Source organism: Nonomuraea sp. NPDC050202 (assembly GCF_040656115.1).
Lineage (GTDB): Bacteria > Actinomycetota > Actinomycetes > Streptosporangiales > Streptosporangiaceae > Nonomuraea.
Window position 1 is genome coordinate 701,685 of sequence record NZ_JBFALF010000003.1, and the last position, 26,417, is coordinate 728,101.

Genomic DNA, 26,417 nt, shown 5'->3' on the forward strand with positions numbered 1-26,417 from the left:
CCTCCCACCGCGATCTCCGCGGCACATCGCGTCCTAGTACACGCTCTTGTGAAGGGACGCGGCTGACGGCCGTTCGGCCGTCGTAGCACCCTGACGGCCGATCAGCCGTCATGCCACGGGGCGGGGCGCGGGACAGGGTTCGGTTGGGGCGGGACCACCGCAGCAGAGCCGAGGAAGACGACAATGAGGCCCACGACGCCACGCGTCATCGCAAAAACCGCGACATGCGCGGAAGAAACCCTTTCGCATGCTCTTTTAGCCATTATCGTGAGATCCATTCTGTGCCCATATCGCGTGCGGACGGCTCATGGCTCTCACCGGTTCCACGAGATACGACACGAGGTACGACTCGGCCACCAGGCAACTGACCAAGGCCGTCGCGCGGACGGGGGCGGGCGCACGCAGCGCCGTGGGCTCGGTGGCGGTCGTGGCGGCCCTGTTCGGGGCGGTCGCGCCGGTCTCCGCCTCGTGGCTGGCACCCATGCTGCTGATCCACCTCGCCTCGACGCTCCTGTACGTGCGCGTGTTCTGGCGCAAGGACCTGCTGCCCCACTGGCTGGTGGCCGGTGATGTGGCCATCACTGTCGCGCTCTGCCTGGCACAGGTCCACCTCGTGCCGGTGGAGGCGCTCGTCACGGGGTCGAGCTGGGTGCACGGGCTGGTCACGATGACCGTCGTCATGGCCGGGGTGACCTGGCGACCCAGGACGGCGATCCCCGTCGGGCTCGCCGTGGCCGCGGCGTTCGCGGCCGGCGTGCGGCTGGCCTCGCCCGCCCACGACGCGTACGGCTCCCTCGGGATCCACCTCGTCCAGCTGCTCGCGATCGTGCTGCTCATGACGCTGCTGCGCCGCTCGGCCGCCTCGGCCGACGCCTTCCTGCGGCAGAGCGCGCGCGCCCAGATCTCCCTCATGGTGGAACGGCTGCGCCGCGAGGACGAGCTGCGCCAGGTCGGCAGCATCCACGAGACCTCGCTGCACACGCTCACCATGGTCGGCCACGGCACCTACGACGAGCCGTCGCCCACCCTGCGCGACCAGGTCGCCACCGACCTGGCGGCGCTGGAGAAGCTGCGCGACCAGCCGCACGCCGGCTCCGTTCCCATCGCCCTGGACTCGCTGCTCGACGAGGTGGCCGGGCGGGCCGCCGGCCTCGACGTACGCCGCCGCCTGACCCCCGAGACCGTCCCCGGCGACGTCGCGGAGCGCTTCGCCCGCGCCGTCACCGAGGCCCTGGCGAACGTCGCCCTGCACGCCGGCGTCCGCGAGGCCGAGCTCGTCTCCGGCAGGCGCGACGGCGAGATCGTGGTCGAGGTCGCCGACTCCGGCCGCGGCTTCGACCAGCACCGCTTACCGCCCGACCGGTTCGGCGTGCGCGGCTCGATCCTCGACACGATGCGCTCCCTGCCGAACGGCGGCGCGGAGATCTCCTCCGGTGACCGGGGCACCCGGGTGAGCCTGTGGTGGCGCCCATGACCGAGGAGATCGAGCAGATCGCCCGCCGCTACGCCCGCTACACCGCGCTCGGCGCGGTCGTCATCGCCGGCGTCTGGCACCTCGGCTACGACCTCACCGTCACCCTCACCGGCTGGAGCTCCTTCCGCTGGCCGTGGGTCGCCCTCGCCGCCTGGGTGCTCTACTCCGCCGTCTTCGTGGTCGGCGCGCTCGCGCTGTCGAACACCTCCCGCGGCCCGGACCGCATCCTGGGGCTCGCCCTCGCCACCCTCGCCGTGGACGTCGCGGTGATCCTGGCCTCCCGCCCCGAGGAACTGCTCGGCATCAGCGACTGGGGCTGGGGCTCCATCGGCTGGATCGGCGTCATGCTGACCTGGGGCCGGCCGCGCTGGCGTACCGAGATCATCGTGTTCCTGGCCGCGAACGCCGGGATCATGCTGGCCGCCATGGCCGTCCTGGGCGCGCTCGACCGCGTCTCCATCGCCAAGTACCTGGTCGTCATCGCCGGCGGCGTCACCATGCAGCTCGGCTACATGGCGGGCTGCCACCTGCTGCGCACCCGCGCCGAGGAGACCGTGCTGCTGGCCCGCAGGCTCGCCGCCGACGACGCCTGGCGCGAGTCGGCCCAGCGTATCCACGCCGACCGCCTGCGCCGCTACGAGGCCATCCGCGACGTCGCCGAGTCGCTGCTCACCCAGCTCGCCAACGGCGCCGACCCCGGCGACCCGCGCGTGCGCGAGGACTGCACGGCCGGCGCGATGCGCCTGCGGCGGCTCATCACCGAGCGCGAGGACGTGCCGGACGAGCTGGTGTCCGTGCTGCGCGAGCGCATCGACGCGGCCGAGCGGCGCCAGGTCCTCGTGACGGCCCCGCCGTTCGGCGAGCGGCTGCCCGCCCTGCCGGACGGCGTGCGCGAGGACCTGCTCAGAGCGCCCGTCAGGGCACTGGACGGCGCCAGGAGCCGCGCCAGGGTCACCGTGTCCGCCATGTCCACGATGGTCAGCGTGGCGGTCGTGGCGGACAACGAGGACCTGCCCATCAGCCCCACCCCTGTCCGGGAGGCCAGCGGGGTCGTCGTCAGCTACCAGCGGCTTGGAGGTGAGGTATGGGTCAACAGCATCTGGCAGGGCCGGTGACGGTCGCCCTGGTGGAGGATCACCAGGTCGTGGTGGACGGCGTGCGCTCGTGGTTCGCGCCGCCCACCCCGGTCGAGCTCGTCGCGCAGGGCCCCACCATCGAGTCCGTCCGCGGCACGACCGCCGACGTGCTGCTGCTCGACCTCAACCTCAACGGCACCATGGTCGTGGACCGGGTCGCCGAGCTGTGCGCGGGCGGGCAACGGGTGATCGTCTTCTCCGAGCACGAGGAGCCCGAGATCGTCCGCAAGGTGCTGGACGCCGGCGCCTCGGCCTTCATCGGCAAGGGCCGCGCGACCAGGGAGTCCTGCGTGGAGACGATCCTGGAGGTGGCCGCCGACCGGCCCACCGTCACGCCGCCGATGGCCCACGCCATCGCCACCGACGAGGGCCCTCACCGGCCCCAGCTGTCCGACAAGGAGCGGGCGGCGCTGCTGTACTGGTTCCAGTCCATGTCCAAGGCGTCGGTGGCCGCGCGCATGGGGATCAAGGAACGGACGGTGCGGCAGTACATAGACCGGGCGCGGGTCAAATACGCGGCGGCCGGAAGGCCCGCGCCCACCAAGGAGAAGCTGCTCATCTGCGCCATCCAGGACGGCCTGGTCCGCCCTGACGAGGTGACCGTCTACACTTCGTTGGCCGCTCAGGCGCCTGCTGACCAGCAGGAATGATGCTCCTGGACCTCGGTGCTCCCGGCAGGAGGGGGCCGGCAGAGCCGGGGTCCAGGTCTATTCGAGAAGCTGGGCGGGGTCGAAGCTGACAGGGAAGGGCTTGGCCAGTTTCGCTACGGTGCCGGCCTTGTAGGCGGTCGGCGGGCCGTAGGTGTCGCCGTTGAGCTCGTGAACGTAGAGAACGGGACCTTCGTCCAGCTCGATTCGCCAGTAGGTGGGAATGCCGGCCTTCGCATAGACCTTGGCTTTGAGATCTTCATCCCGCAGGCGGGTGCTCGGGCTTCCTATCTCCACCGCGAGCAGCATGTCCTGCGGGGTGAACATGAGCTGCCTGATCCTCACCGAGCTTCTCGGCACGATGACGACGTCGGGTATGTAGTAATCCTTGTCCGACACGCGCAAGTTGATGGCGGTCAAGGTCACCAGGTCAGGCGGTGCTGCGGCCTGCAGGATGAACATCACGTTGGATATCGCCAGCTGGTGCAGGATGGTGGGGGAAGGGCTCACCAGTAGGCTCCCGTTGAAGAGCTCGTAGCGGTTCCCGTCGTCGGGGAGCTCGAGCAGATCGTCGATCGTGAACGGTCGGCCGCTCGGAAGAAACGGGTTCGTCCTGTGCGGTTCGATCGTCGCCATGGTTGTCACCCACCCATTGTCGGGAGTCGCGCCCTCGCCCACATGCTACTTCCCCGAATTCCGTCACTTTAAGTTTCGATGCCGTTACATAACGGACGGGGGTGGTCGCCGGTTGAAACTTTCAACTCTGTGACCCATCCACGGAAAGCCCTTTCCGCTGCTCAGCAGGGACATCGCCCCGTCCCGCCCGCCGCTGACAACCACCCTCACTTGGCCCCGCCCGGACGGTCAGATACCGTCCCCCACCGGGAGCGCTCCTCACCACCGGAACCCCGACCGGAAACACGGAGACCGCACATGCCCCAAGTAGCACCCCGCCGGGCGAAGCGCGCCCTGATCCTGCTGATGTCCCTGGCGATGATCTTCACCGTCCCGCTGACCGGCACCGCCTCGGCGCACGGCTCGGTCGTCGACCCGGCCTCCCGCAACTACGGCTGCTGGCTGCGCTGGGGCAGCGACTTCCAGAACCCCACCATGCAGCAGCAGGACCCCATGTGCTGGCAGGCATGGCAGGACAACACCAACGCCATGTGGAACTGGAACGGCCTCTACCGCGACGGCGTCGGCGGCAACCACCAGGGCGTCATCCCCAACGGCCAGCTCTGCAGCGCCGGCCAGACGCAGGACGGCCGCTACCGCTCCATGGACACGCCCGGCGCGTGGAAGATGACGAACCTCGGCAGCACGTTCGACATCCGCCTCACCGACCAGGCCTACCACGGGGCCGACTATATCCTCGTGTACATCACCCGCCAGGGTTACGACGCGACGACCACGCGGCTCGGCTGGAACCACCTGGAGCTGGTCCGCACCACGCCCAGGTACGCGCCCGCCAACACGTACCCGATCACGGGCCTGAGCAAGGGCTCGCGCACCGGCCGCCACGTGGTCTTCACGGTGTGGAAGGCCTCGCACATGGACCAGACGTACTACTTCTGCAGCGACGTCAACTTTAGCTAGCCGCCCCGCCCACGAGCGGCCCCGCCGGGCAACGCGCCACGGCGGGGCCGCTCCGGCCGTTCACCAGGTCACGCGGAGCGCGTTCAGGCCGTACACGATGCTGAACGCGCGGAACGCGGGCTGCTCGTCCGGGTCCGCCAGGGCGAGGCCGGGGAAGCGGCGCAGCAGGGCGGGGAAGGCGACGCGCATCTCCATCCGCGCCAGCGGCGCCCCGAGGCAGTGGTGCACGCCGTGGCCGAAGGCGAGGTGGCCGGCGGCTCCCCGGGTGATGTTGAGGGCGTCGGGGTCGTCGATGAAGGCGCCGTCGCGGTTGGCGGCCGGGGTGGAGCAGATGACGAGCGAGTTCGCGGGGATGGTGTGCCCGGCGATCTCCACGTCCGTGGTGGTCGTGCGCGGCGGCAGCGCCTGTACGACGGACAGCCAGCGCAGCAGCTCCTCGACGGCGGGCTCGACCCGCGCCGGATCGTCGCGGACCAGCGCGAGCTGCTCGGGGTGCCGCAGCAGGGCCAGGGTGCCCAGGGCGAGCATGTTCGCGGTCGTCTCGTGGCCGGCCAGCAGGAGCAGGCTCGCGATGCCGATCAGCTCGTCGGTGGACAGGTCGTCGCCGTGCTTGCGCACCAGCATGCCCAGCAGGTCCTCGCCGGGATCGGCCTGCGCGCGGGCGACCAGGCCGGCCATGTAGGCGCGGTCCTCCCGCCGGGCCGCGGCCTGCTCCTCCGCCGGCAGCGACGCGTCCACCATGCGGGCCGAACGCTCGTGGAACTCGGCGCGGTCGGCGTACGGCACCCCCAGCAGCTCGCAGATCACCAGCGACGGCACGGGCAACGCGAAGTGCGCCACCAGGTCGGCCGGCTTGCCCGCCCGCTCCAGATCGTCCAGGGCCGCCTGCACGATCTCCTCGATCCGCGGTTCCAGCCTGCGCATCCGGCGCACCGTGAACTCCGCGGTGAGCATCCGGCGCAGCCGCGTGTGCTCCGGCGGGTCGAACCCGATGAGCTGGCCCGCGCGCAGCCGCTCCCGCTCGCCGGCGTCCAGCGCGGCGGCGCCCGGCATCGGCGTCAGCGCGCTGCTGAACCGGGCCGGATCCGCCAGCACCGCGCGCACGTCCTCATGGCGGCAGACCAGGTACGCGGGCATGCCGAACGGCGTCTCGACCCGCACCACCCCCTCGCCGTCGCGGGCCCTGGCCAGCGCCTCGACCGGGTCGAGACCGTCGCGTCGCATGTGCGGCGGCGATTCCAGCGTTCGTGCCATTGTCCGTCCTTTCGACCGGCTCAGGACGCCGTCCAGAGCCGGAGCTTGTCGGGGTTGCGCACGGCCCAGATGTGCTTGATCCGGTCGCCCGCGATGTCGAACGCGCACACCGTCACGGTGACGCCGTCGCGCTGGACGATCAGGCCGGGCCGGCCGTTGACCATACGCTCCAGGATCGTCACGTCCCGTAGCAGCGTGGTGAACTTGGTCAGCCCGCGCACGATCTGCTCGGCGCCTTCGACCGGGTGGAGCAGGGTGCTGACGATGCCTCCGCCGTCGGCGGTCACCGTGGCGTCGGGGTCGAGGAGCGCGACGAGGGCGTTGATGTCCTTGGCCTCCCAGGCCTGCTTGAAGTCCCTGACGATGCCGGCCTGCCGGGTCTCCTGGGCCGTGGGGGCGTGCGCGTCGCGGATGCGGCGACGGGCGGAGGTGGCGAGCTGGCGGCAGGCCGCCGGGCTGCGGCCGACGATCTCGGCCACCTCGGCGAACGGGTAGCGGAAGACGTCGTGCAGGATGAACGCGACGCGTTCCGCCGGGGTCATCGATTCGAGCACGACGAGGAAGGCCATGTTGACCGACTCGTCGAGGGTCACCCGGTCGGCCGGGTCGCCCGGCCGGGCGCCCATCCACTCCGTACGGTCGGGCAGCGGCTCCGGCAGCCACTCGCCCACGTAGGTTTCGCGCCGGACCCGGGCCGAGGTGAGCACGTTGAGGCACAGGCGGCCGGCCACCTTCGTCAGCCAGGCGCCGGGCGACTCGATGGCCTCCTGCTCCTCGCGGGACATCGCGTACCAGCGGGCGTAGGTCTCCTGGACGACGTCCTCGGCGTCGGCCAGCGAGCCGAGCAGCCGGTAGCCGAGGTTGATCAGGTGCTGCCGCTCGCTCATGATCACGCTCAGTCCGGCATCGGGTCGAGTGGGCATCGTGTCGCTGACTCCCTTGGTCGTGTCGGGCTTCACCCATTCGACAAGACGGCCCGGCGAACTGTGAGGCCGGGGCGGCCACCTCACATTCCCGGCCGCAGCGCTGTCGGACGTACCGGAGCCACCTGGCGCAAGGCACGAGCCGGAGAAGAGAAGACCTCATGTCCACACCCACGACCATCAAGCAGGGCAACCTCACGTTCTTGCGTGTCGCGATCGCCCTGCAAACCCTGGCCGTCTTCGCCGCCCCGGTCACCGCCGGGTTGCTGCTGACCACGCCCAGCGGGCACGTTCTGCACAGCGCCGCGGCGTACAGCGTGTTCACCGTGGCCCTGGTGCACCTGGCGGCGGCGATCCTGGCGTGGCGGCCGGGCGGCGGCCCGCCCAGGCCGATCCTGAACGCGGCCGGGTTCCTCGCGGCCACGCTGGCGCAGGTCGCGCTGGGCATCGCGCACGTGACGACCCTGCACGTCCCGCTGGGCGTGCTGATGTTCGGCATGAGCCTCCTCCAGCTCAGCCGCATCCTCAAGGCCTCGTGATCGCTGATATCGAGAAGGGAACCTTCACCATGTCCACATCTCACAAGATCGTTGTCGTCGGCGGCGGTTACGCCGGCACGCTCGCGGCCAACCACCTGCGGATGCGCGACGACCTCGACATCACGCTGGTCAATCCCCGGCCGCAGTTCGTCGACCGGATCCGGCTGCACCAGTACGTGGCCGGCACCGGCGAGGCCACGGCCGACTACGGCACGCTGCTCGGCGAGGGCGTCAAGCTCGTCGTGGACAGCGTCGCGCGCATCGACACCGCCGCCCGCGAGGTGCGGCTGGAGTCGGGGGGCGCGCTGGACTACGACTACGTCATCTACGCGGTCGGCAGCACCGGGGCGATACCGCCGGCGGTGCCCGGCGTGGCCGAATTCGCGTTCGACATCGCCGAATGGGAGTCGGCGCAGCGGCTGCGCGCCGGGCTGGCGGAGTTGCCCCGCGATGCCCGCGTCACCGTCGTCGGCGGCGGGTTGACCGGCATCGAGACGGCTGCCGAGCTGGCCGAGCAGGGGCGCAGGGTCACGCTGGTGTGCGGTCAGGCCCTGGCGCCGACGTTCAGCGCGTCGAGTCGCCGGTACATCGCGAGCTGGCTGTCCAGGCACGATGTGACCGTGCTCGAAGGCGTCGCGGTGAGCGAGGTCCGGCCGGACGCGGTCGTCCTCACCGAGGGAGCGGCGCGACCGAGCGGGCTGACCATCTGGGCGACCGGTTTCGGCGTGCCGCAACTGGCGGTCGCGAGCGGGCTGCGTACCGACGAGCTCGGCCGCCTGCTCACCGACGAGACGCTGACCAGCATCGACGACGACCGCATTGTCGCGGCGGGGGACGCCGCCGCACCGTCGGGCCGGCCGCTGCGGATGAGCTGCTACGCCGCCGGGCCGCTCGGGGCGCAGGCCGCCGACACCGTGCTGAGCCGCATCGCGGGCACCGAACCGGAGCTGATCAACGTGCGCTTCACGGGGGCGTGCGTCAGCGTCGGCCGGCACACGGGCATCCGGCAGTTCGCCCGCAAGGACGACACCGCGGTGAACTTCTTCATCGGCGGCCGCCCGGGCGCGGCGATCAAGGAGGCGACCTGCAAGCTCGCGCTGGGCAGGATCCGCCGAGAGGCCCGCAAGCCGGGCTCCGTGGTCTACGTGAAGGGCGGCCCCCGCTCCGTGGAACCGGCCCTCGTCTGACCCGCCGGGTCGGGGCGGCGACCGCTCGCCCTGGTCGTCAGCACGGTGGACGGGGTGCCCGTGGCCACGCACGCGCCCGTCCTGCCGGGCGAGGCGGGCACGCTGGTCGGGCACCTGGCCAGGGCCAACCCGCAGTGGCGCTCGTTCGAGTCGTCGCCGGAGGTGCTGGTGGTCTTCTCCGGGCCGCACGGTTACGTCTCGCCCACCGTGTACGGCACGGATCCGGCCGTACCGACCTGGGACTACGCGGCCGTGCACGTGACCGGCAGGGTGGAGCTGATCGACGACGCGCTGGAGGTGGTCGAGCGCACGGTGGCGGCGGCGGAGTCGCTGCGCTCGCCGTCCTGGGAGCCGACGCCCGCCTCCAGGGAGAGGTTCCGCGCGCTGCTGCCCGGGGTAGTGGCCTTTCGCGTACATGTCCGTACGCGGGAGAGCGTGTTCAAGCTGAGCCAGGACCTCGACGACGAGCGGTACGCTCGCGTGCGCGCCTGCGCCGGCGCTGAGAACCCGAGACTCGCCGAGTTGATGGACAGGTCATGACATTTCCCACGTTCACCTCCAGCCAGACCGACCCCCGCGCCCGCGGCAAGGAACTCGGCACGCACCTGCGCAAGCAGGTCGCCGCCAACCTCGCCGGCTACACCGACCTCTTCCGGGTCGCCGGAGCCGGTGACGCCCAGGTGCGCGCGTGGGGCGAGCGGGCGCTGGACGCCGGCGCCGCCTGGGCGCCGGCGCTGGCCGAGGAGATCGCCGGCATCGCGGCGGGCGCCGGGCTGGAGCCGTGGCAGGTCGCCGTGATCAACGCCCGCACCGAGATCCTGGCCGCCATCGACATGGTCGGGCACGGCGAGTGCTCGACCTCGGTGGTGCTGCCGCAGGACGGCCCGCCGCGCACGGTGCAGACGTGGGACTGGCACGACCACCTGCGCGACGCGCCGGTGCTGTGGGAGTACGAGCAGGCCTCGGGCCGCGTCGTGCGCACGTTCACCGAGGCGGGCACGCTGGCCAAGATCGGCGCCACCACGGCGGGCCTCGGCGTGCACTTCAACATCCTGCGCCACGAGTCCGACAGCCCCGAGCTGGGCGTGCCCGTGCACCTGATCGCCCGCCGCATCCTCGACGAGGCGGCCACCGTGGAGGAGGCGGCCGACATCGCCCGCTCGGCCCGGGTGTCGGCCTCCACCGTCATCACGGTGGTGACCGAGTCGCACGCGGCCTCCATCGAGATCTCCCCGGCAGGGGTGGCCGTCATCCCGCCGGGCCCCGACGGCGTCCTGCTGCACTGCAACCACTTCCTCGACGCCGGCCTGGCGGCGGGGGAGCGGCACGCCACCGAGCGGCCGGGCACCTACGACCGCATGCGGCACCTGGAGGCCAACGTCGAGGGGCTGAGCGGTGCCGAGCTGAACGGCCGGGCGCTGGCCATGCTCAGCCACGCCCCCGAGGGCGCGCCCGTCTGCGCCCACCCCGACCTCACCCAGCCGATCAACCAGCGCTGGGAGACCGTGGCGACGATCGGGCTCGACCTGCGGGCCGGGCGGCTGCGGGTGCACCGGGGCGGGCCCTGCCAGGTCACCGAGGCGACCTGGCAGACGTTCTGAGTGCCTACTTGAAGGCGGCGATCCCGGTCAGCGCCTTGCCGATGACCAGCGAGTGGATTTCGGAGGTCCCCTCGTAGGTCAGCACCGACTCCAGGTTCACGGAGTGCCTGATCACCGGGTACTCGAGGGTGATGCCGCTCGCGCCGAGCAGCGTGCGGCACTTCCTGGCGATCTCCAGCGCCTCGCGCACGTTGTTCAGCTTGCCGGCGCTCACCTGCTCGGGGGTGAGCGTGCCGGCCTCCTTCAGCCGGCCCAGGTGCACGGCCAGCAGCAGGCCCTTGCCCAGCTCCAGCGCCATGTCCGCGAGCTTCTCCTGGGTGAGCTGGTACGACGACAGCGGCCTGGCGAACACCTCGCGGTCGGCGGCGTACGCGATGGCCGTCTCCAGGCAGTCGAGCGCGGCCCCCATCGCCCCGAACACGATCCCGAACCTGGCCTCGTTCAGGCAGCCGAGCGGCCCGGACAGGCCCCTGGCGCCGGGCAGCATGGCCTGCGCCGGCAGGCGCACGCCGTCGAGCACCAGCTCGCTGGTCACGCTCGCGCGCAGGGAGATCTTGTGCTTGACGTCGTTGACGGTGAACCCCTTGGTGCCGGCCGGGACCAGGAAGCCCCGGATGCCCTCGTCCGTGCGCGCCCAGACCACCGCGACGTCCGACACCGAGCCGTTGGTGATCCACAGCTTGGTGCCGTTCAGTACCCAGTCGCCGCCCTCGCGCTTGGCCGTGGTGCGCATGCCGCCCGGGTCGGAGCCGAAGTCGGGCTCGGTCAGGCCGAAGCAGCCGATGCGCTCGCCGGCCGCCATCGCGGGCAGCCACTCCTGCTTCTGCTCCTCGCTGCCGTACTTCCAGATCGCGTACATGGCCAGCGAGCCCTGCACCGAGACGAGGCTGCGCAGCCCGGAGTCGGCGGCCTCCAGCTCCAGGCAGGCCAGGCCGTACGAGACGGCGCCCATCCCGGCGCAGCCGTAGCCGTCGAGGTGCATGCCGAGCACGCCGATCGAGCCGAGCGTGCGGGCCAGCTCGCGCGCGGGCAGCTCGCCGGCCTCGAACCAGCCGGCGACGTGCGGCCGGATCTCCCGGTCGCACACGCGCCTGACCGTGCTCCTGATCTCGCGTTCCTCCTCGGTCAGCAGCGTGTCCAGGGCGAACAGGGCGGTGGGTGCGATCATCGGCCTCTCCGTATTTTGGATCCAATATTGAAAATCCAATATGGCACAGTTAGGCTGCGTTGACCATGGACGTTCTGAATCTCATCGATGGCCGCTGGGTCGAGGGCGAGGGCGAGGAGTTCGCCGACACCAACCCCGCGCGGCCCGCCGAGGTCGTGGCGCGCGGGCGGTTCGCCTCCGCGCGCGAGGTGGAGGAGGCGATCGTCGCGGCGCGCGCCGCCGCGCCCGGCTGGGCCGCGACCCCGCACCACGCCCGCGCCGCCGTGCTGGCGGGAGCCGCCGAGCTCGTGGACGCCGGCGCCGTGGAGTGGGGCGCGGAGCTGGCCCGCGAGGAGGGCAAGACGCTGGCCGAGGCCGTCGCCGAGGTCAGGGGCGCCGCGCGCATCCTGCGCTACTACGCGAGCGAGGCCGACCGGGACAGCGGCGAGATCTTCGCCTCCCCGCGCCCCGGCGAGAACGTGCTCGTCGTCCGCAAGCCGATCGGCGTCGCCGGGCTGATCACCCCGTTCAACTTCCCGATCGCCATCCCCGCCTGGAAGATCGGCCCGGCCCTGACCTACGGCAACACCGTGGTGTGGAAGCCGTCCTCGCTGGTGCCGCTGCTCGCCTACCGGCTGGCGCATGCGCTGGTCGAGGCCGGGCTGCCGGACGGGGTGCTCAACCTCGTCCACGGCGAGGGCGAGGCGGGCTCGGCGATCGTCGGCCACCCGGGCGTGGACGCCGTGTCGTTCACCGGGTCCACGGCCGTCGGGCGGGCCGTCATCGCGCGATGCGGCGAGCTGGGCAAGCCGGTGCAGACCGAGATGGGCGGCAAGAACGCCTCCGTCGTGCTCGCCGACGCCGACCTCGACCACGCCGCCGAGCAGGTCTGCCTGGGGGCGTTCCGGTCGGCCGGGCAGAAGTGCACCGCCACCTCCCGGCTCATCGTGGCCACGCAGGTGGCCGACGAGCTGCTGGAGCGGGTGGCCGAGCGGGCCGCGCGGCTCGTCGTGGGCGACCCGCTGTCGCCGGAGGTGGAGATGGGCCCGCTGGTGAGCTCGGCCGCGCGGGACCGGGTGTCGGCCGGGGTGCGGCAGGCCGTCGGCGAGGGGGCCAAGCCGCTGGCCGGCGCCTCGCCGCTGGAACGCGAGGGCTGGTTCGTGCCGCCGACCGTGCTGGACCTGCCCGGGACCGGGGTGGACTTCTGGCGTACCGAGCTGTTCGGGCCCGTGGTCGGCGCCGTGCGGGCGTCGAGCGCGGAGGAGGCGCTCGGGCTGGCCAACCTCAGCGAACACGGCCTGTCGGCGGCCGTCTTCACCCGGGATCTCGGGGTGGCGCTGTCGGCGGTCGAGCGGCTGGAGGTGGGGGTGCTGCACGTCAACTCGGAGTCGGCGGGGACGTTCCCGTACGTGCCGTTCGGCGGGGCCAAGCAGAGCGGGTTCGGGCCCAAGGAGCAGGGGCGGGCGGCCAGGGAGTTCTACACCCGCACGGTCACCGTCTACCTGGGGGCGCCGGCGTGAGCGGAGCGCTCTCGGGGCTGCTGGTGGCCGACTTCAGCCGGGTGCTGGCCGGGCCCTACTGCACGATGCTGCTCGCCGACCTGGGGGCCGAGGTGGTCAAGGTCGAGCGGCCGGGGACCGGGGACGACACCCGCGCCTGGGGGCCGCCGTACGCCGCCGGGGAGGCGACGTACTTCCTGGGCGTGAACAGGAACAAGCGCTCGATCACCCTCGACCTGCGGGCCGACGTGGAGGTGGCACGGGCGCTCGCCGCGCGGGCGGACGTGCTCGTCGAGAACTTCAGGCCCGGCACGATGGACCGGCTCGGCCTGGGCTACGAGGCGCTGAGGGAGCTCAACCCCGGGCTGGTGTACTGCTCGATCACCGGGTTCGGGTCGGGGGCCGGGGCCGGGCTGCCCGGGTACGACCTGATCGCGCAGGCGGTCGGCGGGCTGATGAGCGTCACGGGCGAGCCGGACGGGCCGGGGACGAAGGCCGGGGTCGCGCTGGTGGACGTGATCACCGGCCTGCACGCGGCCCTCGGCATCATGGCCGCCCTCCGCCACCGCGACCACACGGGACAGGGCGGCCGGGTGGGCGACGCCGCGCGGTCGTCCGGCGCCGGGCAGCGCGTGGAGGTCTCGCTCCTGTCGTCGCTGCTGTCGGCGCTGACCAACCACGCCTCCGCCTACGCCGCCGCCGGAGTCGTCCCTCAGGCCATGGGCAACCGGCACCCCAGCATCGTCCCGTACGAGGTGTTCCGGGCCGCCGACCGGCCGATCGTCATCGCGGCCGGGAACGACCGCCAGTTCCAGGCCCTGTGCGCGGCACTCGACCGGCCGGACCTCGCCCAGGACCCCCGCCACGCGACCAACGCCGAACGGGTGGCCGCCAGGGACACCCTGGTCGCCGACCTGAACGCGGCCCTGGCCGGGCGCACGGCGGACGAGTGGTTCGACAGGCTCACCGCCGCCGGGGTGCCGTGCGGGCCGATCAACGACCTGGCCGCCGCCTTCGCCCTCGCCCAGGACCTCGGCCTGGAGCCGGCCGTCGAGCTCGACGGCGTCGGCCAGGTCGCCAACCCCATCCGCCTCAGCGCCACCCCGCCCTCCTACCACCGCCCGCCGCCCGCGCTCGGGCAGGACGACACCTGGCTCCGTGAGATATTGGACCGGTGAGTCCGGACGAGGCACGACGCAGGCCGCCCACGGCCCAGCAGTTCGTGCTGGGTGAGCTGCGCCGTGCCATCACCACCGGCCGGCTGCGCCCCGGCACCCCCATCAGGCAGGACGCGCTGGCCGAGGAGCTGCAGGTCAGCCGGGTCCCCCTGCGGGAGGCGCTCAAGACGCTCGAAGGCGAGGGGCTGGTCACGTACAAGCCGCACAAGGGCTACTGCGTCGCCATGCTCTCCCTCGACGACCTGCGCGAGGTCTACCGCATCCGCGAGCTGCTCGAGGAGGAGGCCGTGCGCGCGGCGGTGGCCAGGCTCACCGACGACGACCTCCACCGGATCGAGGCGGCGCAGGAGGAGGTCGAGCGGGCCGCCGCGGCGGGCGACGTGGCGGCCATGGCGACGGCCAACCGGACCTTCCACATGACGCTGTTCGACTGCGCGGGCATGCCACGCCTGGCCCGGCTGATCAGGACACTGTGGGACACGACCGACGCCTACCGGTCGATGTACTACGGCGACGCGGGCAACAGGGAGCGGGTGGTCAAGGAGCACCGTGCCGCACTCGACGCGCTGCGCCGCCGCTCCGCCGACGAGGCCGTGGCCACGCTCAACGTCCACCGCGACCGCGCCGTCGCCGAGCTGGAGCCGCTCCTGGATGCTTGAGATCGTCGATCACCAGGCGCGGCGGCTGCTGATCGCCGTGCACCTCGCCCGCCCCGCGCGTCGCTGACCCCGCCCCGCGCGTCGCCCGTCTCGCGCCCCGCTGACCCCGCCCCGCTGACCCCGCCCCGCGCGTCGCCCGTCTCGCGCGTCGCTGACAACTAGCGCAGGGTCAGGGCCGAGAGGTGCTCGCCCCGGTGACCCAGCAGGTCCACCTCGACCCCCGTGCCGCCGGCCTGCCAGGCCAGCGCCTGCAGGCCGTGCTCCGGGACCATGATGTCCCGCTCCCCGAGCCGCACCACCCCCACCTCGGCCGACAGCCGCACGATCCCGTAACCGACCCACCGGTACGGCCGGCGCAGCCACGGCACCGGGCTGGCGTTGAACCGGGCGCTCTGCCCGGTGTGGGCGTGCCCGTCGAGCGCGGTGCACCCCGGGCGCGGTCGCAGGACGCTCTCGTCGTCCGGGTCGGCCGCGACGGTGCCGCCGGTACGCAGGTGCCACCGGCCGCCGCGCTTCGGGGACAGCAGCCACACGTCGAGCCAGAACAGCCCCACCCCGTCGAGCCGGGCGAAGGCCGTGGCCGCCAGGCGGTCGCCGACGTACAGGGAGAGCGGGGTGAAGCGGTGCCGGCCACCGAGCGTCTCCGGCAGCTCCTTGGGCAGACCGTGCGCGATGAGGCGGCGGCTCTCGGTGGCGGGTGTGTACCCCAGGTACTCGGCACGATCCACAGGTCTCATCGGAGCTCCTGGCTCGCCGTCAGTTGGCACGGACCTCGCTGCACCCGCCGAACCGGGTGGTTTCGGGTGGGGTGAAGGACGTGCCCCCGGCGTCCGCCGGCGCGGCGATGACGACGTGTAGGCAGGGCACCACCGGATCCTACGTGGGTGCGGGTCCCGCCGCGATGCCGCCGGGGAGGAGCTTCGGCTTACGCCCGAACCATGTCGCGGCCGGATCCGCGAGCGGGCCGGGTCCTTCACCGGCGCCGCGGTCACGGGGTTGCTGTCGCCGGTGCTCGTGGTGGGCGGGCTCGTGTCGGCCGGGGCCGGCGGCCGAGCCCGCGTGACGCGCCGGAAACCGAGCTGGTTCAGTAGGAGTCGACCGTGAGCCTCCGGCCCCCGAGGAGACCGTATGACCTGGTTCCACACGTTCGATCCCCGTCCGCACGCCGCCATGCGGCTGTTCTGCTTCCCGCACGCCGGCGGCGCCGCCGCGGCCTACCGGGACTGGCACCGGTCGGTCCCGCCGAGCGTGGAGGTGCGGGCCGTGCAGTACCCGGGTCGCGCCGACCGCGCGCGCGAGGCGCCCGTCGGCGACGCGCACGTGCTGGCCGACCTGATCGCCGAGGCCATGCGCCCGCTGCTCGACCGCCCGACCGTGCTGTTCGGGCACAGCATGGGCTCGGTGCTCGCGTACGAGACGGCGCTGCGCGTCCGCCCCGCCCACCTGATCGTCTCGGGCCGCCGGGCCGCGCACGTGCCCCGCCCCGGCATCGTGCACCTGGGTACCGACGAGGAGCTGACCGCCGAGCTGCGGCGGCTCGGCGGCACCGAGCCCGAGCTGCTGGACGACGAGGAGATCCGCGCGTACATCCTGCCGATCGTGCGCGCCGACTACCGCCTGGCCGAGACCTACCGCTGCCGCCCCGCGGAGCCGCTGGACTGCCCCATCACGGCCATCATCGGCGACCGCGATCCCCAGGTGGACACCTCGAACGCCCGCGGCTGGGCCGAGCTGACCCGCGCCGGCTTCAAGCTGCACGTCCTGCCCGGCGACCACTTCTACCTGACCCGGCGCCGCACCGAGGTGATCGACCTGATCCTGGACGCCGTGAGCCCGGGAGGCTGACGGCTGTTCGGGGCACCACTGCCTCAGGAGACCGGGCGGCGGTGGAGGAGGCCGAACTTGGCCCACATCGCCTCCGCGGCCTCGATGGAGGCTCCCGTGCGTGCCGGGTCCATGGCGGCGAGCTGGGTGACCAGTGCCTGGGCCACGGCGATGCCGGCCGTCAGCGAGGGGAAGAACGCCTCGCCCTCCGCGGGCACCATCACGACCTCCTCCGCCGCGGCGGCCAGCGCGGGGCTGGCGGCGTCCGTGACGGCGAACACGCGGACGCCGCGCGAGCGTGCCTCGTTGGCGGCCAGCACGGTGCTCTCGTACAGCCGCCAGAAGCTGATCGCGATCAGCACGTCCCGCTCGCCGATCGCGGCCATCACGTTCGCCAGCTCCGCGTCGCCGCCCGTCACGGCCTGCACCGGGTAGCCCGCCAGCCGGGCGTTGTGGGCGAGCGCGATCCCGACGGCCGCGTAACTGCCGTCGGCGACGATCACCGTGCGGCGGGCCTCCGCCATGGCCCGGGCGATCGTGAGCAGCACGCCCTCGTCCAGGCGCCGGTTGAGCAGGGCCAGGCTGTCGAGGTCGCGGCGCAGCGAGCGTGAGGAGGGCGAGCCGGTGCCCCGGTGCTCGGCCGCGACCTGGCCGGCGCTGAGCGAGGACAGGTAGCGGGCGCGCAACTCCTGTTGCAGGGCGGGCCAGCCGGCGAAGCCGAGCGACTGCGCCGTACGGGTGACGGTGGCGACGTTGACGCCCGCGAGCTGGGCCAGCTCCCCGGCGGACCCGAACGCGGCCCGGCGCGGCTGCGAGAGCAGGAGCTCCAGCACGGCGGCCGCCTTGCCGCGCAGCCCGCGCTCCGGCAGGCGTTCGCGCAGCCAGTCCTGGAAGCTGTCGGTGGCGCGCTCCGTCACGTGATCCCTTCCTGAGGCCGGACGTCGCCATGGTACGCGCTCGCGACCAAGCCAACTTGCAAAGACCATTGCAATTTTACCAATTTGCACTATATGTTGCTGCGCAATCGACTTGCAGGGCCATGACCTGGTGAAAGGTGTGCTTCGATGACCTTGTTGGCCCGTCTGGACCGGCTCCCGCTGAGCCGTCCGCACTACGTCCTGCTCCTGATAGGCGGCCTCGGCTACACCTTCGACGGCATGGACTCGGCCGTCGTCGCCTTCCTGCTGCCGAGCGCGCAGGAGGCCTGGGGCCTGTCCAACGGCCAGCTCGGCTTCATCGGGTCCGCGACGCCGTTCGGGTTCCTGTTCGGCGCGACCGTGGCGGGCCTGCTCGGCGACCGCATCGGCCGCAAGAAGGTGATGATGTACGCGCTCGCCTTCTACGCGGTCTTCTCCGTGGTGGCCGCGTTCGCGCCGAACTACGAGGTGTTCCTCGGTGCCCGGGTGCTCGCCGGGGCCGGGGCCGGGGCGGAGAGCGCGATCATCGCCCCGTTCCTGTCGGAGTTCGTGCCCGCCAAGCGGCGCGGGTGGTTCATCGGGGCGCTGGCCGGGTTCTTCTCGTTCGGGTTCGTGATGGCGGCGCTGATCGGGCGGTTCGTCGTGCCGACGTTCGACGACGGCTGGCGGATCGCCCAGGTGATCACCGCGCTGCCGATCGTGATGCTGCTGTGGTGGCGCCGCTCGCTGCCGGAGTCGCCGCGCTTCCTGCTCCAGCAGGGCCGTACGGGTGAGGCCGAGGCGGTGGTCGCCGACCTGGAGCGGCGCGTCGAGCGGGCGACGGGGCAGCCGCTGCCGCCGGTGCCCGAGACCGCCGTCGCCCCCGCCTCCGCCGGCGCGCCGAAGGTGAACCTGTTCAGCGCGCTGCGCTTCCTGTGGAGCCCGGCCATGGCCAGGCGCACGGCGGTGATCTGGCTGGTGTGGTTCGTGATCACGTTCTCGTACTACGGGTTCTTCTCCTGGATCCCCACGCTGCTCGTGCAGCGCGGCATCACGGTCACCAAGAGCTTCGAGTTCTCGATCATCATCTACCTGGCGCAGATCCCGGGATACTTCTCCGCGGCCTGGCTGTCGGAGCGGATGGACCGCAAGAACACGATCGCGCTCTACCTCGCGGGCTCGGCGGTCAGCGCGTTCTGGCTGTCGCAGATGGACTCGCCCGTCATGATCACGCTCGCGGGCGCGGTGCTGTCGTTCTTCCTGAACGGCACGTACGCCGGCGTCTACTCCTACACCCCCGAGGTGTTCCCCACCTGGATCCGCGCCACCGGCACCGGGCTGTCGAGCGCGTTCGGCCGGGTCGGCAGCATCCTCGCCCCGACGATCATCGGCCTGTCGGCCGCGAGCCTGGGCTTCGCCGGCGTGTTCGGGCTGACGACCGCGGTGCTGGTGGCCGGGGTGGTGTGCGTGATCGTGTTCGGTCTGGCCACGGCAGGGCGATCACTGGAAGAGCTGACGGAGACGACTGAGGAGGCAACCCGATGATCGAGCTGGAGGAGAGGGTGCGCCGGGAGGTGGGCGTGCGGTTGTTCACCGTGCTCGCCTGGGTGCCGGAGCGGCGGGCGCTGCGCCGCGTGCACAGCAGCCACCCGGAGCAGTACCCGGTGGGCGGCGAGAAGACCGTCGAGGTGGCCCAGGACTGGCTGGCCACCTGCATCGAGGGGCGGCAGCCGTACTTCGGCAGGGACAAGGCCGCCGTACGCGAGATCTTCGCCGACCACGAGCTGATCGAGAGCCTGGGCTGCGGGTCCATCATCAACGTGCCCGTACTCGGGGACGACGGTGAGGTCCTCGGCGTGCTCAACATCCTCGACGCCGAGGGGACCTACGACGACACGTCCGTGGCCGCCGCCCAGGCCATCGCCAAGGACGCCGCCGCCTGCCTCAGGGGCGGTGCGGCATGAGCCTGCTGCTCAAGAACGCCCTGCTGCTCGACGTGCGGACCGGTGAGTACGCCGAGAGCGACCTGCGGTGTGCCGACGGCCGCATCGCCGAGACCGGCTCCGGGCTCACCGCCCCCGACGGCACGCGGGTGCTCGACCTGGCGGGCGCCCGCGTCGTGCCCGGCCTGATCGACGCGCACGTCCACGTCACCGCCTCCACCGCGAACCTCGGCACGCTCGGCTCCATGTCGCCCGCGTACGTGACCGCCCACAGCGCCCGCATCATGAGCGACATGCTGAGCCGTGGCTTCACCACGGTCCGCGACGCGTCCGGCGCCGACTTCGGCCTCGCCGACGCGCAGGCGGAGGGCCTCGTACGCGGCCCGCGCCTGCTGTTCTGCGGCAAGGGCCTGAGCCAGACCGGCGGGCACGCCGACTTCCGCGGCAGGGGTGAGCACCTCAAGGACGACCACCCGTGCTGCGCCGGAGTCGGCCGGGTGGCCGACGGCGTGGACGCGGTCCGCGCCGCGGCCCGCGACGAGCTGCGCAAGGGCGCCCACCACATCAAGGTGATGGCCTCCGGCGGCGTGGCCTCGCCGACCGACCGCATCGACTCGACCCAGTACTCGATGGACGAGCTGCGCGCCGCCGTCGAGGAGGCCGAGGCCGCCAACCGGTACGTCGCCGCCCACGCCTACACCGCCCGCGCCGTCAACCGGGCCCTGGAGGCGGGGGTGCGCTCCATCGAGCACGGCAACCTGATCGACGACACGAGCGTGGAGCTGTTCCTGCGGCACGAGGCGTACCTGGTGCCGACGCTCGTGACGTACTGGGCGCTCAAGGAGGAGGGCCGCGAGTTCGGCCTGCCCGAGCGGAGCTGGCGCAAGGTGGACGAGGTGCTCGGCGCGGGGCTCGTCGCGCTGGAGCGGGCGGCGCGGGGCGGGGTGCGGCTCGCGTACGGGACCGACCTGCTCGGCGGCATGCACCGGCACCAGAACCAGGAGTTCCGGCTCAGGGCCGAGGTGCAGCGGCCGATCGACGTGCTGCGGGCGGCCACCACGGGGGCGGCGGAGCTGGTCGGGCTGGCGGGCGAGATCGGCACGCTGGCCGTGGGCGCGCACGCCGACCTGCTCGTGCTCGACGGGGATCCGCTGGAGGACATCGGCGTGCTGGCCGACCCCGGGCACGTGCGTCACGTCGTCCAGGCGGGCGCGCTCGTGTGATCGACGGGCGGTGCGCCTGGCGGATGCGCGACGGGCGCGCCTGATGCCGGGCGGTGCGCCCGGCTCGTGCGTGGCGGGCACGCGTGACGTCGGGCGGTGCGCCCGGCTCGTGCGTGGCGGGCGTGCGTGACGTCGGGCGGTGTGCCCGGCTGAGGTGCCGGGGGCACGCCTGACGCCGGGTGCTGGGCGACACGGCGCGCCGTCGTGCGTACCGTGGTCGTCGTGACGACGCTCGCGCGCACCGCCCTGGTCGTCGGCGTGGTGCTCATCCTGCTGCTGGGGCTGCTGTGGGTGTTCCAGCGGCGGCTCATCTACCTGCCCGACAGCGCCCCCGTGCCCCCGGCCGCCTCGGTGCTGCCGGGGGCGCGCGACATCACGCTCACGACCCGCGACGGGCTGCGGCTCGCCGCCTGGTACGTGCCCGGCCACCACGACGTGACCGTGCTGGTCACCGGCGGCAACGCGGGCAACCGGCTGCACCGCGCGCCGCTGGCCAGGGCGCTGGCCGCGTACGGGCTGCCGGTGTTGCTCATGGACTACCGCGGCTACGGCGGCAACCCCGGCAGCCCCACCGAGGAGGGCCTCCACCTCGACGCCCTGGCCGCTCGCGACGCCATCCGCAGCCCGCGGGTGATCTACTTCGGCGAGAGCCTCGGCGCGGCGGTGGCGACCAGGCTCGCGCTGGAGCACCCGCCCGACGGGCTGGTGCTGCGCTCGCCGTTCACCGACCTGGCCGCCGCCGGCCAGGCCAACTACCCGTTCCTGCCGGTGCGCGCGCTGTTGCGCGACCGCTTCCCCGTCGCCGACGGCATCGCCTCGGTACGGGCCCCGGTCGTGGTCGTGTACGGCACCGGCGACACGATCGTCCCTCCTGACCTGAGCCGCGCGGTCGCCGGCGCCGCGCGGGCGACGACCGTGGAGGTGGCCGGGGCGGGGCACAATGACCTGGTCCTGCTGAACGGCCGGGAGCTCGTCGGCGCGGTCGTCGAGCTGGCCGAACGCGTCAGCAAGGCGAGCTGACACCCCGCGGGCGTGCGACGCCGGCGGGAAGCCCGTGTCCGAAGACGTCTCGGCTACAACCAGCTCGCCCGCACGCTCGTGGCCGATTCGGCGCCGACCGGGCCGTTCGGGTCGGCGGCGCGTACGGTGTCGAGCAGGCGGGCGACCGTCTCGACGATCTCCGGAGCCCGGTCGCGCAGGCCGGTCACGTCGGCCGGGCTGGCCTCGTCGCGCCCCACCCCGGACTCCTCCAGCACCCCCTCCAGATCGGCCAGCCGCTCACCGAGCCACTTCAGCGGCTCCTCCGACAGCCGCTCGTCGAACACCCGCCGCCCCGGCTCCCACCCCTTGACGCCGGGGTGGTGGTGGGTGCGGTCGAAGCTGCCCGGCGTGCCGGTGACCGACTCGAGCAGGTCGACGCGCCAGATCGGCCGGTCGACGGTGATGGGCCGGGAGGAGTAGATCGAGCCCTTGAGCTCGCCGGTCTCCAGCCGGCGCAGCTCCAGCCGGACGCCGCGCTCGGCGCCCTCTTGGCCTTCGAGGGGGTTGGGGTCGACGAAGTAGATGTCACTCACGGCCACGCCGATCCGATCGAAGCCGAAGAGGTAGAGCACGGTGACCACGTCCTTCGCGCAGGTGTCGGGCACGCCTCACCCTCAACGTAACACCGAGGCCCACCGGACGATCAAGGCCGCATCGCGGGCGGCGTCCGCGATATGCCGCTGTGGATGGTCACGCCGCAACGCCGGCGGTGGATCGGCGGCCGGCCGCAGCAGCGCTACCTGACGCGGCGGCCATCTCCAGCGTTCAGGTGTGACCGGGATTCGGCGGGGCCGGTGCCGTCTTCGGAGGGGGAGGGCGGGGTCGTCAGGGTTCGACGAGGCCGGCGCGGATGGCGTACCGGGTCAGCTCCAGGCGGTCGCGCATGCCGAGCTTCTGCAGGATGTTCGCCCGGTGGCGATCGACCGTCTTGACGCTGATGACCAGCGTCTCGGCGATCTCCTTCGCCGAGTTGCCCTCGGCGATCAGCTTGACGATCTCCTCCTCCCGCGGCGTCAGGATGCTCTCGGGCATGCGCTCCCCCTCCCGGGCCCGCTGCAGGTAGTCGCGGATGAGGGCGGTGATCGCGCCCGGGTAGAGGAACGGCTCGCCGCGCATCGTGGCCCGGCACGCCTCCAGCAGGTCCTGGTCGGCGACCGACTTGAGCACGTAGCCCGACGCGCCGACCTTGAGCGACTCGAAGAAGTACTGCTCGTTGTCGTACATCGACAGGATCAGGATGCGGATGCCGGGCGACCGCCGGGAGATCTCCCTGGCCGCCTGGAGGCCGGTCATGCGGGGCATCGCGATGTCCAGGATGGCCAGGTCGACGTCCTCCTCCGAGGCCGCGGCCACGGCCTGCGCGCCGTCGGCGGCCTCGGCGACCACCTCCAGGTCGGGCTCGGCGTCGAGGATCAGCCGCAGGCCCCGGCGGACCAGCGCGTGGTCGTCGGCCAGCAGGATCCGGGTCTTGTTCACGGGGCCGTCCTTCGCTCCTGAGGGATGACGAGGCTGACGCGGGTGCCCTGGCCCGGCGGGGAGTCGACGGTCAGGCGGGCGCCGATGAGCAGGGCGCGCTCGCGCATGCCCCGGATGCCGGCACCGTCCTGGAGGGCGCCGCCTCGGCCGTCGTCGGTGATGCGCAGCACCAGGCGGCCGTCCTCGTCCGCGAGCGACAGCTCGGCGCGGGTGGCACGGGCGTGCCTGGCGATGTTGGTCAGGCTCTCCTGCGCGATCCGGTACAGGACGAGCTCGACGTCCGGGCCCAGGGCCGGGTGGTCGGGTTGCAGGTGGCGGGTCACCGGGATGCCGCTCATCCGGGAGACGTCCGTGGCCAGGGCGCTGAGGGCGCTGTGCAGCCCGAGGTCCTCCAGCACGCCGGGGCGCAGGCGGCGGGCGACCTGGCGTACCTCGTCGAGGCTGGCCCGTACGGTCTCCTGCACGCCGTGCAGGTCCTCCTTCAGGTCGGCGGGGGCGCGGTCCACCACCCGCTTCAGGCCCAGCAGCACCACGGTCAGGCTCTGGCCGATCTCGTCGTGCAGTTCGCGGGCGATGCGCTGCCGCTCGCCCTCCTGCGCGGCCAGCGCGTGGGCGCTGCTGGCGCTGCGCTCGGCCTCCAGCCGGTCCAGCATCGCGTTGAACGTGGCGATCAGGTGGGTGAGGTCGCTGTTGCCGCTGTCGGACAGGCGGTCGCCGGTACGCAGCAGGTCCACCCGCTGCATCAGCGTGGTCAGCGCGTCCAGCGGGGCCAGGCTGCGGCGCAGCAGCAGCGCGTTGGCGCCCAGCATCACCGCCAGCCCGATCAGCAGGACCGGCACCTCGGCCCACACGACCGGGGCGGAGACGGTGGCGGGGGAGAGCGCGAGCACGAGCGTGCCGGTCGCGAACACCAGACCGTTGATGGCGACCAGCCGGCGGAACAGGCCCTGAGCCGCCGGCCGGGACGCGCCGCGCGGCGCGCCCGCGCGACGCGTCCCGGCCGGCGGCGCGTCCCCCGTGCCGCCCTTCGCGCGATCGTTCATCGCCTCTAGCCTCTTCGTCCGAGAGTGCGATTGTCCATGCGGTCTGACCCCCATAAAGAAGTACGTCCCTACATGTTCTATCCCTGCCCAGATGGGTGCCGGACCCGATGGCCCCCGCACCGCGCCCGCCTGGAGGATGGACCGGAGCCGGAGGGAGACAGCGACGTGGAAGCCAGCAACATCGCCGTGAACCTGCCGACCGTGACCGCGCACGACCCCGTCACCAGGGCCGTGCGGATCATGGCGCTGGGCCGGATGCCCGGCCTGATCGTCGTGGACGGCAGGGGCCGGCCGTCGGCCGTGCTCCCGGGGACGCAGGTGCTGCGGCTGGCGGTGCCGGGGGCGTACCAGGAGGATCCGGCGCTCTGCCGGACGATCGACGAGGCGCACGCCGACCTGTTCTGGGGCGAGCTGGGCGACCTGACGGTGGGCGACTGCCTGCCGGGCCGGCCCGCCACGCCGGCGACCGTGCCGCTCGACGCGACCCTGCTCGAAGTGGCCGCCCTGATGGCCAGGCTGCGCAGCCCGATCGTCGCGGTCGTCGGCCGCGACGGCGTGCTCGCCGGGGCGATCACCCTGGAGCGGCTGCTGACCTGCCTGGCGCTCTCCGGCCAGGACGACTGACACCTTTCCCCACGAACCGGACGGGCGCCGCGTGCCCGCCCGGGCCGAAGCATGCCCACCCTACGGAGGTCACCATGATCCGCTGTTGTCCCGCCCTGCACTCATCCTGCGCGGTAGGCCGGTCCGGGCCGCCGGGGCAGGCAGGATGAGCGCCTTCGCCGCACTGGCGATCTTCCTGGTGGCCTTCTATTTCATCGCGACGGAGAAGGCGAACAAGGTCAAGGTGGTGCTGATCGCCGCCGGGCTGATGGCCGTGCTCGGCCTCATCCCCGGCGCCGAGGTGTTCTTCTCCGAGCACGAGGGCATCGACTGGAACGTCATCTTCCTGCTGCTCGGCATGATGATCATCGTTGGCGTCATCAAGCAGACGGGTGTCTTCGACTATCTCGCCATCTGGGCCGCCAAGAAGTCGAAGGGCCGCCCGTACCGGCTGATGGTGATGCTCATGGTGATCACCGCCATCGCCTCGCCGTTCCTCGACAACGTCACCACGATCATGCTGGTCGCGCCGGTCACGATCGTGGTGTGCAACCGGCTGCGGATCGCCGCGCAGCCGTACCTGATCGCGGAGGTCCTCGCCTCGAACATCGGCGGCGCGGCCACCCTCATCGGGGACCCGCCGAACATCATCATCGGCAGCCGCGCCGGGCTGACCTTCAACGACTTCCTGGTGCACATGGCGCCGATCGTGGTCGTCATCTTCGCCGTGTTCGTGCTGTGCGCCCGGTGGCTGTTCGCCGGCTCCTTCCAGTACAACGCCGACCGCGTGGCCGAGGTGATGGCGCTGCAGGAGCGGCGGGCCATCACCGACCCGCGGCTGCTCGTACGCTGCCTGGTGGTGCTGGCCGCGGTCGTGGCCGGGTTCGGGCTGCACGCCGTGGTGCACGTCGATCCGTCGATCGTGGCGCTGGTGGGTGCGGGCGTGATGCTGCTGGTCTCCCGCGCGAACGTCTCGGAGGTGCTGCACGAGGTCGAGTGGCCGACGCTCGTGTTCTTCATGGGGCTGTTCGTCATGGTCGCGGGCCTGGTGCACACCGGCGTGATCGCGGCGATCGGCACGTGGGCGCTGGACACGCTCGGCGACGACTACTTCGTGGCCGCGACGGCGCTGCTGTTCGGCTCGGGCGTGCTGGGCGCCTTCTTCGACAACATCCCGTACGTCGCCACGACCGCCCCCATCGTCGAGGGCGTGGTCGCCGCCGCCCCCGACCCGCAGACCGGCCAGGCGCTGTGGTGGGCCTTCGCCCTGGGCGCCGACTTCGGCGGGAACGGCACCGCGGTCGCGGCCAGCGCCAACGTGGTGGCCCTCGGCATCGCCGCCCGCAACGGACACAAGATCAGCTTCTGGCAGTTCACCCGGTACGGGATCGTCGTCACCGCCTTCAGCACGCTGCTGGCCTGGCTGTACGTCTGGATGCGGTATTTCCTGTGACGACCCGAGCTCGTCCCTGATCCCGGGCCAGGGGGAAATCAGGGACGATCACCGATGAGCCGGGCGGCCACCGGA

Annotated in this window: 27 protein-coding genes; 18 read left to right on the top strand and 9 right to left on the bottom strand. The window is 72.3% G+C overall.

The genetic code is table 11. From position 1 onward, the window contains the following. The first annotated feature begins 307 nt into the window (after nucleotides 1–307). The 3 genes from AB0I79_RS13255 to AB0I79_RS13265 are packed head-to-tail and all read left to right on the top strand — an operon-like array spanning nucleotide 308 to nucleotide 3,260. On the top strand, nucleotides 308–1,474 hold the full coding sequence (locus AB0I79_RS13255; protein WP_357871347.1) for a hypothetical protein: 1,167 nt from the start codon (nucleotides 308–310) through the stop codon (nucleotides 1,472–1,474). Then, a complete protein-coding gene (locus tag AB0I79_RS13260) occupies nucleotides 1,471–2,589 on the top strand; it encodes a hypothetical protein (RefSeq protein WP_357871350.1) in 1,119 nt (372 codons plus the stop codon). The genes AB0I79_RS13255 and AB0I79_RS13260 overlap by 4 nt, the downstream gene beginning before the upstream one ends. Beyond that, nucleotides 2,559–3,260 (top strand): response regulator, encoded by a 702-nt coding sequence (locus tag AB0I79_RS13265; RefSeq protein WP_357871353.1) that lies wholly within the window; start codon nucleotides 2,559–2,561, stop codon nucleotides 3,258–3,260. Before AB0I79_RS13260 ends, AB0I79_RS13265 begins: the two co-directional genes overlap by 31 nt. A gap of 57 nt (nucleotides 3,261–3,317) precedes the next feature. Here AB0I79_RS13265 and AB0I79_RS13270 read toward each other — a convergent pair whose 3' ends face one another. Next, entirely contained in the window at nucleotides 3,318–3,893 is a 576-nt protein-coding gene (locus tag AB0I79_RS13270) for a Uma2 family endonuclease (RefSeq protein WP_357871356.1), read from the bottom strand. Between the two features lie 297 nt (nucleotides 3,894–4,190). Here AB0I79_RS13270 and AB0I79_RS13275 point away from each other — a divergent pair, with 297 nt between their 5' ends. Beyond that, on the top strand, nucleotides 4,191–4,853 hold the full coding sequence (locus tag AB0I79_RS13275; RefSeq protein WP_357871359.1) for a lytic polysaccharide monooxygenase: 663 nt from the start codon (nucleotides 4,191–4,193) through the stop codon (nucleotides 4,851–4,853). Between the two features lie 60 nt (nucleotides 4,854–4,913). Here the strand turns inward: AB0I79_RS13275 and AB0I79_RS13280 are convergent, their stop codons facing one another. Both AB0I79_RS13280 and sigJ read right to left on the bottom strand, forming a co-directional pair. Further along, complete coding sequence (locus AB0I79_RS13280) at nucleotides 4,914–6,107, bottom strand: cytochrome P450 (RefSeq protein ID WP_357871362.1); 1,194 nt, start codon at nucleotides 6,105–6,107, stop codon at nucleotides 4,914–4,916. Nucleotides 6,108–6,127: 20 nt separating this feature from the next. After that, on the bottom strand, nucleotides 6,128–7,030 hold the full coding sequence (gene sigJ / locus AB0I79_RS13285; protein ID WP_357871365.1) for an RNA polymerase sigma factor SigJ: 903 nt from the start codon (nucleotides 7,028–7,030) through the stop codon (nucleotides 6,128–6,130). Between the two features lie 161 nt (nucleotides 7,031–7,191). On the opposite strand from sigJ, the gene AB0I79_RS13290 reads away from it, so the two are divergent. Genes AB0I79_RS13290 through AB0I79_RS13305 form a run of 4 tightly spaced genes read left to right on the top strand, consistent with a single transcriptional unit; the run spans nucleotide 7,192 to nucleotide 10,357 of the window. Beyond that, nucleotides 7,192–7,569, top strand: coding sequence for a hypothetical protein (locus tag AB0I79_RS13290; protein WP_357871368.1), 378 nt, complete (start codon nucleotides 7,192–7,194; stop codon nucleotides 7,567–7,569). A 29-nt stretch (nucleotides 7,570–7,598) separates the two neighbouring features. After that, a complete protein-coding gene (locus tag AB0I79_RS13295) occupies nucleotides 7,599–8,756 on the top strand; it encodes an FAD-dependent oxidoreductase (protein WP_357871371.1) in 1,158 nt (385 codons plus the stop codon). 30 nt (nucleotides 8,757–8,786) lie between these two features. Continuing rightward, complete coding sequence (locus AB0I79_RS13300) at nucleotides 8,787–9,296, top strand: FMN-binding negative transcriptional regulator (protein ID WP_357871655.1); 510 nt, start codon at nucleotides 8,787–8,789, stop codon at nucleotides 9,294–9,296. Beyond that, nucleotides 9,293–10,357, top strand: a complete 1,065-nt coding sequence (locus AB0I79_RS13305) for a C45 family peptidase (RefSeq protein ID WP_357871374.1) — start codon at nucleotides 9,293–9,295, stop codon at nucleotides 10,355–10,357. The genes AB0I79_RS13300 and AB0I79_RS13305 overlap by 4 nt, the downstream gene beginning before the upstream one ends. A 4-nt stretch (nucleotides 10,358–10,361) precedes the next feature. Here the strand turns inward: AB0I79_RS13305 and AB0I79_RS13310 are convergent, their stop codons facing one another. After that, nucleotides 10,362–11,525: an acyl-CoA dehydrogenase family protein gene (locus AB0I79_RS13310; protein WP_357871376.1), complete on the bottom strand. Its 1,164-nt coding sequence runs from the start codon at nucleotides 11,523–11,525 to the stop codon at nucleotides 10,362–10,364. A 65-nt stretch (nucleotides 11,526–11,590) separates the two neighbouring features. Here AB0I79_RS13310 and AB0I79_RS13315 point away from each other — a divergent pair, with 65 nt between their 5' ends. From AB0I79_RS13315 to AB0I79_RS13325, 3 genes are read left to right on the top strand one after another with little or no spacing between them, the layout of a single operon-like run. Next, entirely contained in the window at nucleotides 11,591–13,024 is a 1,434-nt protein-coding gene (locus AB0I79_RS13315; protein WP_357871378.1) for an aldehyde dehydrogenase family protein, read from the top strand. Beyond that, nucleotides 13,021–14,181: a CoA transferase gene (locus AB0I79_RS13320; protein WP_357871380.1), complete on the top strand. Its 1,161-nt coding sequence runs from the start codon at nucleotides 13,021–13,023 to the stop codon at nucleotides 14,179–14,181. Before AB0I79_RS13315 ends, AB0I79_RS13320 begins: the two co-directional genes overlap by 4 nt. After that, nucleotides 14,178–14,840, top strand: coding sequence for a GntR family transcriptional regulator (locus AB0I79_RS13325; protein WP_357871383.1), 663 nt, complete (start codon nucleotides 14,178–14,180; stop codon nucleotides 14,838–14,840). The genes AB0I79_RS13320 and AB0I79_RS13325 overlap by 4 nt, the downstream gene beginning before the upstream one ends. Before the next feature lie 158 nt (nucleotides 14,841–14,998). On the opposite strand, the gene AB0I79_RS13330 is transcribed toward AB0I79_RS13325, so the two are convergent. Continuing rightward, nucleotides 14,999–15,577 (bottom strand): hypothetical protein, encoded by a 579-nt coding sequence (locus AB0I79_RS13330; RefSeq protein WP_357871385.1) that lies wholly within the window; start codon nucleotides 15,575–15,577, stop codon nucleotides 14,999–15,001. Between the two features lie 391 nt (nucleotides 15,578–15,968). On the opposite strand from AB0I79_RS13330, the gene AB0I79_RS13335 reads away from it, so the two are divergent. Then, nucleotides 15,969–16,685: an alpha/beta fold hydrolase gene (locus AB0I79_RS13335; RefSeq protein ID WP_357871388.1), complete on the top strand. Its 717-nt coding sequence runs from the start codon at nucleotides 15,969–15,971 to the stop codon at nucleotides 16,683–16,685. 23 nt (nucleotides 16,686–16,708) lie between these two features. On the opposite strand, the gene AB0I79_RS13340 is transcribed toward AB0I79_RS13335, so the two are convergent. Beyond that, nucleotides 16,709–17,581, bottom strand: a complete 873-nt coding sequence (locus AB0I79_RS13340; RefSeq protein ID WP_357871391.1) for a MurR/RpiR family transcriptional regulator — start codon at nucleotides 17,579–17,581, stop codon at nucleotides 16,709–16,711. Between the two features lie 147 nt (nucleotides 17,582–17,728). Here AB0I79_RS13340 and AB0I79_RS13345 point away from each other — a divergent pair, with 147 nt between their 5' ends. From AB0I79_RS13345 to AB0I79_RS13360, 4 genes are all read left to right on the top strand, one after another. Further along, nucleotides 17,729–19,105, top strand: a complete 1,377-nt coding sequence (locus tag AB0I79_RS13345) for an MFS transporter (protein ID WP_357871394.1) — start codon at nucleotides 17,729–17,731, stop codon at nucleotides 19,103–19,105. Then, complete coding sequence (locus tag AB0I79_RS13350; protein WP_357871397.1) at nucleotides 19,102–19,524, top strand: GAF domain-containing protein; 423 nt, start codon at nucleotides 19,102–19,104, stop codon at nucleotides 19,522–19,524. The genes AB0I79_RS13345 and AB0I79_RS13350 overlap by 4 nt, the downstream gene beginning before the upstream one ends. Then, on the top strand, nucleotides 19,521–20,726 hold the full coding sequence (locus AB0I79_RS13355; protein ID WP_357871400.1) for an amidohydrolase family protein: 1,206 nt from the start codon (nucleotides 19,521–19,523) through the stop codon (nucleotides 20,724–20,726). The genes AB0I79_RS13350 and AB0I79_RS13355 overlap by 4 nt, the downstream gene beginning before the upstream one ends. Nucleotides 20,727–20,948: 222 nt before the next feature. Further along, complete coding sequence (locus tag AB0I79_RS13360; protein WP_357871403.1) at nucleotides 20,949–21,746, top strand: alpha/beta hydrolase; 798 nt, start codon at nucleotides 20,949–20,951, stop codon at nucleotides 21,744–21,746. Nucleotides 21,747–21,799: 53 nt separating this feature from the next. Here AB0I79_RS13360 and AB0I79_RS13365 read toward each other — a convergent pair whose 3' ends face one another. The 3 genes from AB0I79_RS13365 to AB0I79_RS13375 form a co-directional block, all read right to left on the bottom strand. After that, the gene (locus tag AB0I79_RS13365) at nucleotides 21,800–22,372 is read right to left on the bottom strand and encodes a hypothetical protein (protein WP_357871406.1); all 573 of its coding nucleotides are present in this window, start codon (nucleotides 22,370–22,372) and stop codon (nucleotides 21,800–21,802) included. A 220-nt stretch (nucleotides 22,373–22,592) separates the two neighbouring features. Next, nucleotides 22,593–23,243, bottom strand: a complete 651-nt coding sequence (locus AB0I79_RS13370; protein WP_357871409.1) for a response regulator transcription factor — start codon at nucleotides 23,241–23,243, stop codon at nucleotides 22,593–22,595. Further along, complete coding sequence (locus AB0I79_RS13375; protein WP_357871412.1) at nucleotides 23,240–24,286, bottom strand: sensor histidine kinase; 1,047 nt, start codon at nucleotides 24,284–24,286, stop codon at nucleotides 23,240–23,242. The genes AB0I79_RS13370 and AB0I79_RS13375 overlap by 4 nt, the downstream gene beginning before the upstream one ends. Before the next feature lie 165 nt (nucleotides 24,287–24,451). Between AB0I79_RS13375 and AB0I79_RS13380 the strand changes: the two genes are divergently transcribed. Together AB0I79_RS13380 and AB0I79_RS13385 are read left to right on the top strand one after the other, a co-directional pair. Then, nucleotides 24,452–24,910, top strand: a complete 459-nt coding sequence (locus AB0I79_RS13380) for a CBS domain-containing protein (RefSeq protein ID WP_357871415.1) — start codon at nucleotides 24,452–24,454, stop codon at nucleotides 24,908–24,910. Between the two features lie 145 nt (nucleotides 24,911–25,055). After that, nucleotides 25,056–26,342, top strand: a complete 1,287-nt coding sequence (locus AB0I79_RS13385) for an ArsB/NhaD family transporter (protein ID WP_357871418.1) — start codon at nucleotides 25,056–25,058, stop codon at nucleotides 26,340–26,342. Nucleotides 26,343–26,417: the final 75 nt, after the last annotated feature.